We start from the raw sequence: 14343 nt of genomic DNA, 5'->3' as shown, positions 1-14343 counted from the left end.
ATCCCCGCAAATCAAACATCCGACAACTATCAATCTGAACATTCGTGACACACCGAAATTTAACAGCAGCACTCGAATGCGCATCAGACAACGAGAAATTCCAGATATTCTTCGGCGACCATCGTCCGAATCGACGTTTCGTTACACCGGAACTGAGCGAACGAATGTGCCAGCAAACCAGCCACATACAATTCAGCTTTGCGAGGCCGAGCCGGCGCGCTTTCGAGACGCGCGCGCACAAAGGGAACGGCACTTATAACAATTCGATCACACAGTGGTGCAGCTGGATTCCGACAGCTGTTTCACGCACACGGACCGACTCGGCAACTCAGCTTTCGAGGCGGCGAGCTCCGAGGACGTCCTTGAGGAGTTCCTTTGCAACATCCTCGGGATCACGTCTGGCAGTCGGATCAGCGGGCTCCGCCGCCTCCGCAAACATCTCGTCCTCGTCCTCCGGCGTTGCAGGCGGAGGAGTTGCCTCGTAGTCGACCTCAGGAGCAGGGGCCGGTCCAGGGTCTTCCGGATAGTCGGGGGCCTCGGGCGGCGGAATGTCGTCCGAATCTCCGCGCTGGGGCTGCGGGGCCTTGGGCTGCTGCGCTGCGCGCTCCTGACTGGGGCGAGAGAAGCGGGGCGCAGCGGCAGGGCGGCTCGGAGCTTCCGTCGCCTTGGTTGCGCTCGATACTGTCGGCGCTGTAGGCGCACCTTCTTGATACTCGACCTGCCAAGTGCCACCGAACATTTCGGCAAGGACCTCGCAAATGACCGCCGCGTTGTGCGGTTGCGTCACACGAGCACCCAGGACCGGTGAGCCGTGAGCGATGACAACGACATGTCCACGCACGTCGTGAACCGTCGCAGCGGACAGCATGGCCGGAAGAACCTTGTTTCGTTCACCGACCTTGTTGCGCAAGGTGTTCCACGATTCACGGAGAGTCTCGACTGTGGGGCCTGCCGAGACCGGCGCAGCTTCGGCAACCGCCGGCTCGTCGAACTCGGGCTCGGGCTCGGGCTCGTAGTCGGGTTCCGGCTCGGCAAGCCCGATCAGCTCTTCCGCCTCGACAGGAGCAGTAACCGGTGGTTCAACCACAGGAGCTTCAACTATTGGAGCTTCGGCAACCGGAGCTTCAACCACCGGAGCTTCGGCAACCGGCGGTTCCACGATCTCGACAGTGGGAGTCTCGACGACGGGAACTGCCGCTACCGGAGGTTCGACGACAGGAGCCTCCACAACCGGCGGCGCCGCAGCTGGAGCAGGCGGGGCTGGTTCCGGCCGTGCCTCAGGCTCGGCCTTGCGTTGAGAGGGCCGTTGGAACTTGGAAGCAATCTCCGGTTCGAGCGGCGGCACGGTGGGTGCCGGCGTTGCTGCCGCGCGAGGAGCAGCCGCGACTCCGGCAGCCGGAATACCTTGTTCCAGGCGCTCCAGCCGCTGCAATACAGCTGACTCGGTGTCGGAGGCCGACGGCAGCAGCATTCGCGCGCACATCACTTCGAGCAGTAGCCGCGGCGCCGTCGCACCACGCATTTCGCTGAGTCCGGCATGGACAGTCTCGGCGAAGCGGGTGAGCGTGGCCGGGCCGACTCGTTGAATCTGCTCACGCATCGTGACCAGCTCCGCTTCCGGAGCGTCGACCAATCCTCGTTCGCTGGCATCGGAAACAGCCTGCATCAGGATGAGATCACGCAGGCGCTCGAGAAGATCGAGCGCGAATCGGCGTGGATCGTGACCGGCGTCCATCACGCGATCGACAGTGCCGAACAACGCGGCCCCGTCACTGGCAGACAGGGCGTCTACTGCTTCGTCGATGAGCGCGACGTCGGTGACTCCGAGAAGAGAGAGAGCGCGCGGATACGTGACACCTTCTTCTCCTGCGCCCGCGAGCAGCTGATCGAGGACACTCAACGAGTCACGAGGGGAACCGCCACCGGCCTTGATGACCAGTGGATACACCGCAGGCTCGACCGGTACGCCCTCCTGGGCGCAGATCTTTTCCAGGAGTCCGCGCATGGTCGACGGCGCCAACAGGCGGAACGGGTAATGGTGTGTACGCGAACGGATGGTCGGGAGAACCTTTTCCGGTTCCGTCGTCGCAAAGATGAAGATGAGGTGTTCCGGCGGCTCTTCGACGATCTTGAGCAACGCATTGAAACCCGCCGCCGTCACCATGTGTGCCTCGTCGATGATGAAGACGCGGTAGCGAGATGCGGCGGGTGCGTGGAACGCCTTGTCTCGGAGTTCTCGGGTGTCGTCGACGCCACCGTGACTTGCGGCGTCGAGTTCCGTCACATCCAGGTTGCCTGTGCCGCCCGGGCCCAGCGAAACGCACGAGTCGCACACGTCGCACGGCGTCGACGTCGGTCCCTGCTCACAGTTCAGCGAACGCGCCAGGATTCGCGCCGACGACGTCTTTCCGCAGCCGCGCGGGCCGGAAAACAGGTAGGCATGGTTGATGCGTCCGGTGTCGAGGGCCGTGCTGAGCGGTGCGGTGACATGCTCCTGCCCCACCACCTCGGCGAAGGACGCGGGTCGATACTTCCGGTACAGGGCCACGCGCAAAGACTACCGGCGACCCACGACAGGTGGTCCGGTGCGGGTGCAACGCCGACTTCTCCCGAAACATGTTCGCAACACAATCGCAGTGCGGAGGAAACCGCACGCACCCATCGTGGGTTCCGTGCACGCGGGCTGGTCCGCGTGCGTGAGGAGAAAACTGTGCCCGCCACCATCGATGCCGGAGCAACTGCCTGGTTGCTCGTCAGTACTGCACTCGTACTTCTGATGACGCCAGGACTCGCACTGTTCTACGGCGGCATGGTCCGCTCGACGGGCGTACTCAACATGATCATGATGAGTTTCGTCTCGATCGCACTCGTCACGGTTGCGTGGTTGTTCGTGGGCTACAGCCTCGTGTTCGGCGACGATCACGGTGGCATCATCGGCGGACTCGAGCACATCGGCATGGCGGGCATCGACCCGTCGACGGTGCACGGGAATGTCCCGGAAGTGTTGTTCGCAACCTTCCAATTGACGTTCGCAATCCTTACTGCAGCGCTCATCAGTGGTGCGATCGCCGACCGCGCGAAGTTCTCCGCCTGGATGATCTTCGTCCCCATCTGGTCCTTGCTCGTCTATGTCCCCGTCGCTCACTGGGTGTGGAATCCGCAGGGATGGCTCGCACAGATGGGCGCACTCGACTACGCCGGTGGCCTCGTCGTCGAAATCGTGTCCGGAGCGTCGGGTCTGGCATTGGCACTGGTCCTCGGCCAGCGGATGGGTTTCAAGGCCGAGTCGATGCGTCCGCACAATCTGCCGTTCGTCCTGCTCGGCGTAGGCCTGCTCTGGTTCGGTTGGTTCGGATTCAACGCCGGCTCGGCCCTTGCGGCCGACGGTATGGCCTCGCAGATCTTCCTCAACACACTCGTCGCCGGTTGCACCGGACTACTCGGCTGGCTGTTCGTCGAGCAGAATCGTGACGGACACCCCACGACGTTCGGCGCAGCTTCGGGCGTCGTCGCCGGTCTGGTCGCGATCACCCCGTCGTGCGGAACGGTGAACATGTTCGGTGCGCTCGTCATCGGTCTGATCGCCGGCATCGTCTGCTCGTACGCCGTGGGATGGAAGCACAAGCTCGGCTACGACGACTCCCTCGACGTCGTCGGCGTGCACCTCGTCGGTGGAATCGTCGGCTCGTTGCTGATCGGACTCCTCGCGACGGCCGTGATGACGGGCGGTCCGGAAGGTTTGTTCTTCGGCGGTGGATTCGCACAGTTGGGCAAGCAGTTCGTCGGCGTCGTCGTGGTCGCGCTCTATGCCTTCGGTGTGACCTACGGTCTCGGAAAGCTCATCGACAAGACCTTCGGCTTCCGCATTTCGCGTGAAGACGAGGCCCGCGGAATCGACGTTGCCCTGCACGCGGAGTCGGCTTACGAGCACGGAGTCCTCGGCCACGGTCCGATCGGCGGACAGAACCCGAGCCCGTTCCTCCAGCGTCAGCGGGAGGAACGGGAGAACCGCGAGCGGGACTGACCGCCCTCACCGGTTCGCGATTTCCTCCATCAGGATCGGAACGCCGACATTGCAGGAATGAATCCCGACGACGGTGGTCAGTTTCAGCACCTCGAGAATCTCCTTCGGGGTCACTCCCATGTCGAGCGCGGCGCGAATATGGCGTCGTACGCCGGGTGCGTACATGTGTGTGCTCGCCGCATCGACGGCTATGCACAGCAACTGGATCACCTGAGGTGACAGCACCCCGCTGTTCCAGGGCTGCATCGCTGTCTTCATGTACAGCTCGGTCCACTCGGGATCCAGCTCCGAAAGTCCGTCCCACAACGGATTCCAGCCACCCGAATCCTTCATGGCCTGGGTCACGGGAAAAGCTTCACTTGCTCGAACGTCAGTCATCGATCTCCTCAGACCATCGAAAATGCTTGATTCAGTTCACGTTTGAGAATCTTTCCGGTTGCCGTCATCGGCAGCGACGGCACGAACTCGATGCGACGCGGATATTTGTAGGCGGCCATCTGTTCCCGCGTCCATTCCACGAGATCCGATTCGGAGATCTCTTCACTCGGCTCTCGGATCACGAACGCGACAACTTCTTCGCCGAGGCTCGAGTCCGGCACCCCGACGACGGCGACGAGTGAGACGGCTGGGTGAGTGAGCAGAACCTCTTCGATTTCGCGTGGGTAGACGTTGAATCCGCCCCGCACGATCATGTCCTTCGCGCGATCGACGATGTAGTAATTTCCGTCGGTATCGACCCGTGCCAAATCGCCGGTGCGAAACCATCCGTCGCGCATGACTTCCGCCGTCGCCTCTGGTCGGTTGAAATAGCCCTTCATGACGTTGTGCCCGCGAATGGCCAACTCTCCCACTTCATCGGGGCCGGCGATCGTGTGCCAAGAGTCGTCGACAAGCCGCGCTTCGACGCCCCAGATCGGCACGCCGATCGAACCGGGCCGGGGGTCGCTCTCCGGGTCACTGAACAAGGCCAGCGGAGAGGTCTCGGACAACCCGTACCCTTCGAGGATCTGAACACCGAAGCGTTCCCTGAACTGTGTCAATATTTCCACGGGAAGCGCTGCGCCACCGGAGATCGCGCACCGCATGTTCTGTGCAACGGTCTCGATATCCACTCCGGATTTCACTACCTCGTCCAGCACGCCGAGCAGTCCCCAATACATGGTCGGGACGCCCGCGAAGACCGAGATCTTTTCGCGTTCCATGATCTCGAGTGCCGCGGTCGCATCGAAGCGCGGCATCAACACCAAGGTGGCACCGACGCAGATTCCCGCATTCATGGTCACTGTCTGGCCGAACGAGTGGAACAACGGCAAAGTCAGGAGATAACGCTCATGCATGGACGGAACGCTCTCGAACAACCGGTTGGTCGACAGTGCATTCAAGACCATGTTGCAGTGAGTGAGTTCGGCGCCCTTGGGCTTTCCGGTAGTGCCGCTGGTGTAGAGGATGACCGCGGTGTCCGTCGGTTCACGAACAACCGCGACTGCAGGCGTTTCCGTGCCGGACACGGATGCCAGTGCTTCGCCTAGAGTCTCGACTCCGAGGATCGACGACGGTGCACCCGACTCGGCGCTGATCACGATCAGGGCCGAACAGGTCTCGCTCTGCTCGAACCCGGCGATGGCGTACTCGGCGATCGGCAATTCGGGACTTCCCTCGAAACAGAAGTACAGCTTTGCTTCCGAATCAGCCAGGTGATAGGCGATTTCGCGCCCCTTGAGCAGAATGTTCAGAGGAACGACGACGCCGCCGGCCTTGAGAATGCCGTAGTAGACGATCGGGAACTCGAGAACGTTCGGGCAGGACAACGCCACCTTGTCACCTGGCTCGACACCCCGCGAGACGAGCAGATGGGCGATGCGATTCGCGTAGGCGTCGAACTGCGCATACGTCAGCCTCGCTTCCCCGAGAACCAGCGCATCCCGTTCCGGGTATCGCCGGGCCGAATCTTCCAGCAGAGCAGCAAGATCAAGCACGACTGTGTTCCTCCTGCGCCTCGGAATCCGTGGCATGAGACGAGGCGGCGTGCGACACCGACTCGAGCAGTTCCAACACCAACGATTCCGCCCGCGGCCAATACCCGTATCCGGACGCCGGATTGAGGTGTCCGACCTCGCCCAGATCCAGCAACCGACTCCCCCATCCTTCAGCCAAACCCACAACTCGGCGATACCCGGCCAGCGGATCGTTCCGACTCGCCGCGACCGTGCTCGGAAACGGCAGACGCTGACGCGGTATCGGTAGCCACCCGTGTCGGTCGAGATCTTCGAGAGACGGATAAGACTCGGGCAGCGGAAGTTCGAGATCCGCCGGCGTGACCAGAAGTGCGCCCGCAACCTCTCGATGATGCGCCCTCGCCCAGTGAGCAACTGTCATGACTCCGGCGCTGTGCCCGACCAGGACCACCGGCCCGCAGACACTTGTCAGCACCTCGTTCAATGCCGCAACCCGCGCATCGCGGCTGAGCTTGTCGGTCTCGAGGGGAGGAACCGTCAGAACGTTGTCGAGCCTGCGCGCGAGGTGAGTCTGCCAATGATCTTCGACATGATCCCGCAGACCGGGAACCATTACTACCGTAGTTGATTCATTCATCATGAGCTCCGAACGTCTGTTACTTCAGTGGCGCCGGGGATCTCGGGCCGATTCTGCAACGTCGCCAGCCGCCTCATCCCGGCGGGACAGGCACGCTTGCCGGCTACCAACGCGAGGGCCGCGACGACATAGACGAAGGGCGAAAGCTGTAGAGCACCGAGAAGACCCAGGTGATCGGCGAGGATGCCGACAACGAAGGGACCGAGCGCCAGCCCGAGAAGGTTGTTGGCGACGGTGAGCGTTCCCATGGCCGACGCTCGAATCGAGTGATGGGTAAGGTTCGCGACCATCGCTGCCGTCGGCCCCGACGAACCGGCGGAGAAGAATGCACCGATACCGAGCAACACGAGTTGTGCTGTCCCCGTGCCCAACCGGAGCCCGATGCTCAGCGTCACCAACGAGATGGCGCAGTAGACAATGGCGGTGGTCCATTTTCGCGCCGAATCGTCGCGGCTGAATCTATCTGTGATGAAACCGCAGACCACCATCCCGCTTCCGACCAGGAGGACGAACACGGAAGCCGTGACGCCGGCCTTGTCCGGGGCCAAATCGTAGTAACGATTGAAGAAGCTCGGCAACCACGCCAGAAGTACAGCGGCGGTGAACATCTGGAGACCACCACCGATGTAGGCGAACAACACGGCGGGATTGGTGAACAGCGAGGACACCGGCGCACGAAAACCGTCGTGTCTCACCGCTTCCCCGGCGGCATCCGGCGCGGCCTCGACGGCGTAAGCGGTGAGCTTCTTCTCGGTGACGAGGGCACGGAAGAGCGCGACCAGAATCAGACCGAAGATCGCCATGGCGGCAAAAGACCACCGCCAACTGAACTGGACTGCGATGAACCCACCGATTGCCACACCGATGACCGAACCGAACGATCCACCGGCCATGAAGGCACCGGCAAGAGCTGCGTGCACGCGGGGCGCAAACACACTGAGGACCACGGCGATACCCACGCTGCCGTACGCCGCTTCACCGACACCGACCAGGAACCGGGCGCCCAACATCTGTTCGTAGGTCTGAGCGATTGCGCACAGCAACGTCGCGACACTCCACAACACCGCCATCAAGATCAAGCTCTTGACGCGGCCCCAGCGGTCCGCGAGCAGCGACAACGGGAACGTCAACAGCCCGACCATCAATGCCACCACGCTGCTCAGGGAGGCGAGGTGCGAATCGGAGAGATCCCAGTCCGCTTTCAGGATCGGGAAGACTGCACTGAGCACCTGCCTCGACATGTAGTCCGAGAGCAGAAGACCGAAAGCCAGGGCGAAAACGATCCACGGGTATAACTTTCGTCGTCCGCCGATTCCGAGCGCGGTGTCCACACGTGGCGTGGCGGGAGCTTGCAGTCCCATGACTCTCCTAGGAAGTACTCGAGGTAGACGGGGGGATTCGGGGGTACGAACCGTCGCGGTTCGTACCCCCGGAACTGTTGTACGAGAGGGTGTGAACTCAGGCGTGCTGCGTGAATCCCAGCTGGCCGATACGGCGGTTGGGCGCGTAACCCAGCTTCGCCAACGTCTCGTCGGTGTCGGCATACGTCTCGCCGATCCGGTAGATGTCCCGAGCTTCCTTCGCGGTAGCCACCTCGCGGCCCAATTCGCCTGCAATGCGCACCAACTGCTCGATCTGCTGCACCGACGTCATCTTCTCGCCCTTGCGGCCCCAGATGGTGTCCTCGTTGCCGCAACGAGCGTGCAAGCCCATCGCGATGGCCATCGTGTTCACCGGCAGGACGCTACGCATCAGCGTTTCCAGCGTCAGGCACGCACCGTCGGGAACACGCTGGACGAAGTTCATCATGTTGTACGGGTTGGGGCCGTCGAAGCCGCCGCCGATTGCGACCCACGTGAGGTTGACCGGACCCGTGTAGATGCCGCGTCGGATCAACCGCTCCACCGTTTCGAGCTGCGGAATACTGGACAACTGGAAATGCGGCTGGATTCCAGCGGCCTGCAACCGGCGCAGGTGCTCTGCCACCCACTCCGGACCGGCGGGCACAGTCATTTCCCGATACGTATCGGCCAATTCCGGACGCTGCATCGACGTACCCGCGATGTCGTCGTCGGTCATCAGTTCCATGATGTTCATCTGGCTGGTGTTGATCGCGATCGTCACCTGATCGGGAGCCGGCTCCAATTCCGCCAGCATGTGACGCACGTCGTCGGACAACCACTTCGCATCGGCACCTTCCCCCTCCGGGGCAAACGAAATCGACCCGCCGACCTGCAGAATCATCTCGGGAACGGCCTCACGCAAGCGACCGAGAAGCTCGTTGAACTTCGACAGACGCTTCGAGCCCTTGCCGTCGAGTTCACGCACGTGGATGTGGAGAACTGTGGCACCGGCGTTGAAACAGTCGACGGCTTGCTGGACGTGCTCGTCCATCGACAGAGGGAGGTCTTCTGCAAAATCGTCCGGCTCCCACTCCGGTCCGTAGGGAGCAACGGTGATGACAAGCTTGTCCTGGGTTTCGGGGAACAGTGAATCGTCGTGGAAATGCATAGCGTGACTCCGATCGAGTGAATGAATTTATCTTCGGGGCTGGGAAGAGAGATCAGAACGGTGCGTCGCCGATGATTCCGGCGCGCTCCATCTTTCGAACCGCGGGCCAGTAGTCCTGCACCGCGTAATGCTGTGTCGAACGGTTGTCCCAGATCGCGACGCTGTTTTCGGTCCAACGCCACCGAACCTGGTACTCGGGAATCTGAGCCTGGCTCGCCAGGTAAGTGAGCAGATTCCCGGCGCCGGGGGCGTAATCGATTCCATAGCGGACGTTCTCGGGCGTGTGATAGTTCACGAGGTGTGTGGCGAACGAATTGACGAAGAGAATCTTCTCGCCGGTCTCCGGATGTGTTCGTACCACGGGATGTTCGGCGTCGGGAAAGCGTTCCTTCAGCTGGTGCCGCTGTTCGATCGGCATCCGAGCGCCGAAGGTCGACTCGATACTGTGCCTGGCACGCAGATCCTTGATCTGCTCCTTGACCCGCGCCGGCAGATTCTCGTAGGCGAGTGCCATGTTCACCCAAATCGTGTCGCCGCCGACAGGAGGTGTTTCCACACAACGCAATACACATCCCATGGGCGGGTTAACGCGCCAGGTGGCGTCGCAGTGATATGCATTCTCGAAATGCTCCGGCGGGCTGTCCAGATCCTTGTAGATGCGGACCAGGCCCGGGTGGTCGGGGTCGCTGCCCAGAGCCGGATGATCCTCGAGTTCACCGAATCGCTGGGCAAGTTCTACGTGCTCGGCTTTGGAGAAGGTCTGGTCGCGAAAGAACAGAACCTTGTGTTCGAGCAACAATGCCTTGATTTCGGCGAAGAGTGCATCATCTCGCGCGACCTCGCCGAGATCCACCCCGGACAACTCTGCCCCGATCGAACAGGTCAATTTCTCGACGCGGATCGTATTCCTCGACGAGGGAAGGTTTTCTGTGAGCGTTGCGGTGTTGGTCATGACAATTCCTCTGGGAAGTGCTGTTTCGGTTCAGACGGAGAAGACGGAGGAACCGATACTGCGACCGGACTCCATGTCGTGGTGCGCACGCACCGCATCTTCGAGGGGGTACCGCTGGTTGATCTCGATCTTGATTCGCCCGGACTCGACGTGTGAGAACAGTTCGCCCGCCAGTTCGGCACGTTCTTCGGGATCCGCGATGTAATCGGCGAGAGCCGGACGTGTGAGGAAGAGTGATCCCTTGACTGCCAACTGCATTGCCTGAATCGGCGGAATCGGTCCGGACGCCGTTCCGAAGCACACCAGCAGCCCCCGCCTGGCAAGGCAATCGAGAGAGATGTCGAACGTGGATTGCCCGATACTGTCGTAGACAACCGGCACGCCGACGCCCCCGGTGATCTCCTTGACACGCGCGACGACGTCCTCGCGGGTGTAGATGACGACTTCATCGCAACCGTGAGCTCGGGCAACGCTCGCCTTCTCGTCGCTCGACACCGTTCCGATCACATTGATTCCCAACAGTTTTGCCCACTGGGTGAAGATCAGTCCAACCCCGCCCGCCGCAGCATGTAGCAACACGGTGTCTCCCGCTTTCAATGGGTAGATGCGACGTAGAAGGTAGGCGGCAGTCAGTCCTCGCATGGTCATGGCGGCCGCGGTGTCGAAGGCGATGCCGTCGGGTAGCGCGATCAGGTCGGACGACGCCATGATCCGCTCGGTGGCGTACGCACCCAGCGGACTGCCGGTGTAGGTCACACGGTCCCCCACTGCAAAATCGACTACTCCCTCGCCGATCTCTTCGACCACACCCGCGCCCTCGACGCCCATCCCGGCAGGCAATTGCGCAGGATAGAGGCCACTTCGAAAGTAGGTGTCGGCGAAGTTCAACCCCACCGCTTCATGACGAACCCGAACCTCTCCGGCGCCCGGTCGTCCTACCTCGATCTCTTCCCAACGCATGACGGACGGTGTGCCGATCTCGTGGAACCGAATGGCGTTTGCCATCATTGCTCTCCAATTCTGTGGGCGGGCTCGACTCGATTACGGTCGAGCAGTATTCGCACGCAACAACTTCCAGAAGTCGGTGCTCGGCTTCGTGGTCGTGCCGAACTGATGTGGACAAAACTATGTGAGATCCGGCTCACATGCTTAACTTGACGAGACACACAACACAACATTTCGGGACATCGAGTAAAGGGGGACCTATGAAGCCACTCGCCCGCTACGCGTCACTGAACCGATACGTCGACCTGTGCCGAACAGTGGACGTGGACGCTGTGGCCCTCATGAGAAGTGTCGGCCTGAGCCCGGCAAGCCTGGCGAACCCCGACCAATGGGTACCGGCCGCCTCCATCGCATCGCTCCTGGAGCGATCGGCAGCGGAGTCCGGACACGAAGACTTCGGGCTTCTACTCGCCGGCCTGCGTCGACTGTCCAATCTCGGCCCCCTCAGCTTGGTCATCAGGGAAGAGCCAGACGTCAGGAGCGCACTCGACGTATTGATGCGATACGAGCACACGTACAACGAGTCATTACGCATTCGATTGAACGAGGTCAACGGACTCGCCACCCTGCGAATCTCGCTCGAGGTCGGCGAACCGGTCGACACCAGACAGAGCGTCGAACTCGCAGTCGGCGCGACACTGCAGATCCTGCGGAGTTTCCTGGGTTCTCGATGGCAACCGGTCAGCGTGGGATTCACGCACAATGCCCCGAAAGACACGAGCACGCATCGGCGAATCCTCGGCGAGACGGTGGAATTCGATCACGAGTTCACCGGTATCGTTTTCTTCGCCGCCGACCTGGATGCGGCTAACCAACTTTCCGACGAGTTACTCCGGCCGTACGCTCGCCAGTTCCTCGACTCGCTTCCCGCCTCGGAAACCTCCGATACCCTCAGCCGCACCAAGGAATTGATCGAAGTTCTGCTTCCGACCGGCCGCTGCTCTGTCGAGCAGGTGGCACGCAGTCTCGGATTCGACCGGCGGACACTGCACCGTCATCTCGCCGAATCCGGAGATACGTTCACGGCCGTTCTCAATTCGGTTCGAAGCTCCCTCGCGGAACGATTTGTCTCCAACCCTCGCTATTCGTTGACCGAAGTGGCTGTGCACCTCGGGTTTTCGACGCAGGGTAGTTTCTCGCGCTGGTTTCGCACTCAGTTCTCGATGAGCCCGAGCGCGTGGCGGACTCAGCGCTCGATCAGCTGACCAGCACGACTCCGACGTAGGCGATCGTTGCCACCCACACAGTGGAAATCGCGGCCAGCACGAATGGCCGGGCGCCAACTCCACGAATGACGCTCAACCGCACCCCCAGCCCGAGTGCGAACATCGCGACCGCCAACAGCGCCGTCTGCACCGTCTTCGCCAGCCCCAGAAGCTCATCCGGCAAGATGCCCGTGGAGCGCAAGCCCATGCAGCCGATGAATGCCACGACGAACAACGGAATCAGCGGGGGACGCTTGGCGGCAGTGCTGTCGACCATCCTGCGTTGCCGGATACTCAGAAATGCCATGACCGGCGCCAACATCAACACGCGCGCAAGTTTCACCACGGTCGCGACACCCAACGCGGTGGCGCCGAGAGCGCTGCCGGCAGCCACCACTTGCGCCACTTCGTGGATCGACCCACCGGCCCACATGCCTGCACCGACCTCGTTCATACCGAAAGCGTTGGCCAACAGTGGGATTGTCGGAATCATCAGAGTTCCGAAGATCACCACCAACGCAACAGCGGTGAGCAACTCTTCCTCTCGCGCATTCACCACACCGTCCGCAGCAGCCACGGCGGCAGCGCCACAGATCGAGAAGCCGCAGGCAATCAGAATTCTCTGCGACCAACTCAATCCGAGAAGTTTTCCGGCATACATGGTCCCGGCGATACCGAGGAACACAATCGCCACCACTACGGCGATCACTCCCCAGCCCAAACCGACGATGTCGGAGAATATCAATTGCAGCCCGAGCAGAGCGATACCCACCCGAAGTAGCCGTTTCGCCGAGAATGCCAGGCCAGGTTGGAATTTCGCCGGCAAAGAGACGGTATTCGCCAACACCGCACCCGCCACGATCGCAATCAGCAACGGACTCACGGCGGAGGTGAACTGACCGGCTATCAGCGCGACCGTGGCCCCCAAGGCGCACAACGCAACTCCGGGCACCAATGCAGCCACACTGGACCACCGTCGTACTTCTGACGAAGGTGCGACTGCGGGTTTCTCGGCCACGGACTTCACATCACGGTTCACTCATCCAGCGTCCTTGAGCCACCATCGCTCCGGTAGGGCGATTTCTACCATCACGGCATATCAAATCGATATGAACGTGAAGTTCGGTATAGCCTGTTTGCATGACCAGACGGTGGCCCGACCTCACCACTCTCGAGCTACTCATCGGCATCGATGATCACGGAAGTCTCAGTGCGGCAAGCCGTTCAGCAAACATTGCGCAGCCGAATGCCAGCCGCGCCGTCAAAGCCCTCGAGCGGCAGCTCGGGATGCCACTCATACACCGAAGGTCGACGGGGGCGACTTTGACTCCGCAGGGGACCGTCATCGTCCACTGGGCGCGCCGCGTCCTCGCCAACTCGAGGCAGCTTCTCGACGTCGCCGAAGGGATGCGGACCGAACGATCCGCGGAATTGACCGTGTGTGCCAGCATGACCGTCGCCGAACATCTGATTCCGGCCTGGCTCGGTATCTTTCGGTCACTACATCCTGGTGTCACCGTCCACCTTCAGGTCTACAACTCGACCCGCGTCCTCGAGGCTGTCGAGGTGGGAATGTGCGACCTCGGATTCGTCGAGTCACCGACCGTTCCGAAGAGCCTGTCCAGCGTCACCGTCGCGCGTGACTCGCTGGTCGTGGTCGTTCATCCGGATCATCCATGGGCGCGTCGACGAAAGCCGCTGACCGTCGCCGAACTGGCAGCGACGCCGCTGCTGGTGCGCGAGCCCGGATCGGGAACCAGAACGACTCTCGACCTGGCGTTACACGAATACGAGCGCGGTGCACCGTTGTTGGAACTGGGTAGTTCGGCCGCGATTCGAACCAGCGTGCTCGGTGGCGTCGGCCCGGCGGTACTGAGCACGCTGGCCGTCGAGGACCAGGTGAAGCAGGGAGAACTTCGGGTGGTAGCCGTCGAAGGCTTGGAACTCGACCGATCCCTGCGCGCAGTGTGGCGTCCCCCGCGTCAGCTCGAGGGTCCCGCAGGAGACCTGATGAAAGTAGTGCGTGCGAGCGGGTCCCGGAAATCCTGAAAGCG

At 61.7% G+C, this 14343-nt stretch carries 12 protein-coding genes; 3 read left to right on the top strand and 9 right to left on the bottom strand.

Annotated features, from left to right (window positions below; translation table 11 throughout):
• Positions 1–328 precede the first annotated feature (328 nt).
• Entirely contained in the window at positions 329–2548 is a 2220-nt protein-coding gene (locus tag GN300_RS12990; protein ID WP_063315213.1) for a DNA polymerase III subunit gamma and tau, read from the bottom strand.
• Positions 2549–2710: 162 nt separating this feature from the next.
• Between GN300_RS12990 and GN300_RS12985 the strand changes: the two genes are divergently transcribed.
• Positions 2711–4024 (top strand): ammonium transporter, encoded by a 1314-nt coding sequence (locus GN300_RS12985; RefSeq protein WP_003943791.1) that lies wholly within the window; start codon positions 2711–2713, stop codon positions 4022–4024.
• Between the two features lie 6 nt (positions 4025–4030).
• Here the strand turns inward: GN300_RS12985 and GN300_RS12980 are convergent, their stop codons facing one another.
• From GN300_RS12980 to GN300_RS12950, 7 genes are all read right to left on the bottom strand, one after another.
• Positions 4031–4402: a carboxymuconolactone decarboxylase family protein gene (locus GN300_RS12980; RefSeq protein ID WP_020905896.1), complete on the bottom strand. Its 372-nt coding sequence runs from the start codon at positions 4400–4402 to the stop codon at positions 4031–4033.
• Between the two features lie 8 nt (positions 4403–4410).
• Positions 4411–6000, bottom strand: coding sequence for a long-chain fatty acid--CoA ligase (locus tag GN300_RS12975; RefSeq protein ID WP_058038218.1), 1590 nt, complete (start codon positions 5998–6000; stop codon positions 4411–4413).
• Positions 5993–6616: an alpha/beta hydrolase gene (locus GN300_RS12970; RefSeq protein WP_042447831.1), complete on the bottom strand. Its 624-nt coding sequence runs from the start codon at positions 6614–6616 to the stop codon at positions 5993–5995. The genes GN300_RS12975 and GN300_RS12970 overlap by 8 nt, the downstream gene beginning before the upstream one ends.
• The gene (locus GN300_RS12965; RefSeq protein WP_063315214.1) at positions 6616–7977 is read right to left on the bottom strand and encodes an MFS transporter; all 1362 of its coding nucleotides are present in this window, start codon (positions 7975–7977) and stop codon (positions 6616–6618) included. Before GN300_RS12965 ends, GN300_RS12970 begins: the two co-directional genes overlap by 1 nt.
• Positions 7978–8074: 97 nt before the next feature.
• Positions 8075–9127, bottom strand: a complete 1053-nt coding sequence (locus GN300_RS12960; RefSeq protein ID WP_003943988.1) for a 3-keto-5-aminohexanoate cleavage protein — start codon at positions 9125–9127, stop codon at positions 8075–8077.
• A gap of 52 nt (positions 9128–9179) precedes the next feature.
• Positions 9180–10079 carry a TauD/TfdA family dioxygenase gene (locus GN300_RS12955; RefSeq protein ID WP_007731564.1) on the bottom strand — a complete coding sequence of 300 codons (900 nt, stop codon included), beginning with the start codon at positions 10077–10079 and terminating at the stop codon, positions 9180–9182.
• 30 nt (positions 10080–10109) lie between these two features.
• A complete protein-coding gene (locus GN300_RS12950; protein WP_063315215.1) occupies positions 10110–11084 on the bottom strand; it encodes a quinone oxidoreductase in 975 nt (324 codons plus the stop codon).
• A gap of 200 nt (positions 11085–11284) precedes the next feature.
• Between GN300_RS12950 and GN300_RS12945 the strand changes: the two genes are divergently transcribed.
• Entirely contained in the window at positions 11285–12289 is a 1005-nt protein-coding gene (locus GN300_RS12945) for an AraC family transcriptional regulator (RefSeq protein ID WP_007731570.1), read from the top strand.
• Here GN300_RS12945 and GN300_RS12940 read toward each other — a convergent pair.
• Entirely contained in the window at positions 12282–13328 is a 1047-nt protein-coding gene (locus GN300_RS12940; protein WP_082845697.1) for a YeiH family protein, read from the bottom strand. The two genes, GN300_RS12945 and GN300_RS12940, sit on opposite strands and share 8 nt — an antisense overlap.
• 101 nt (positions 13329–13429) lie before the next feature.
• On the opposite strand from GN300_RS12940, the gene GN300_RS12935 reads away from it, so the two are divergent.
• Positions 13430–14338 carry a LysR family transcriptional regulator gene (locus GN300_RS12935; RefSeq protein ID WP_003943906.1) on the top strand — a complete coding sequence of 303 codons (909 nt, stop codon included), beginning with the start codon at positions 13430–13432 and terminating at the stop codon, positions 14336–14338.
• Positions 14339–14343 lie beyond the last annotated feature (5 nt).

Origin of the sequence: Rhodococcus sp. Ni2, from assembly GCF_021352185.1 — a bacterium.
Taxonomy (GTDB): domain Bacteria; phylum Actinomycetota; class Actinomycetes; order Mycobacteriales; family Mycobacteriaceae; genus Rhodococcus_F; species Rhodococcus_F qingshengii.
Note: the sequence above shows the minus strand (reverse complement) of the source record. Positions and strands in the feature narration are given on the sequence as shown.

Coding starts and splice junctions, on each gene's coding strand:
- GN300_RS12960 (WP_003943988.1), bottom strand. CDS start 9,127: ATGCATTTCCACGACGATTCACTGTTCCCCGAAACCCAGGACAAGCTT.
- GN300_RS12980 (WP_020905896.1), bottom strand. CDS start 4,402: ATGACTGACGTTCGAGCAAGTGAAGCTTTTCCCGTGACCCAGGCCATG.
- GN300_RS12945 (WP_007731570.1), top strand. CDS start 11,285: ATGAAGCCACTCGCCCGCTACGCGTCACTGAACCGATACGTCGACCTG.
- GN300_RS12950 (WP_063315215.1), bottom strand. CDS start 11,084: ATGGCAAACGCCATTCGGTTCCACGAGATCGGCACACCGTCCGTCATG.
- GN300_RS12955 (WP_007731564.1), bottom strand. CDS start 10,079: ATGACCAACACCGCAACGCTCACAGAAAACCTTCCCTCGTCGAGGAAT.
- GN300_RS12935 (WP_003943906.1), top strand. CDS start 13,430: ATGACCAGACGGTGGCCCGACCTCACCACTCTCGAGCTACTCATCGGC.
- GN300_RS12965 (WP_063315214.1), bottom strand. CDS start 7,977: ATGGGACTGCAAGCTCCCGCCACGCCACGTGTGGACACCGCGCTCGGA.
- GN300_RS12970 (WP_042447831.1), bottom strand. CDS start 6,616: ATGAATGAATCAACTACGGTAGTAATGGTTCCCGGTCTGCGGGATCAT.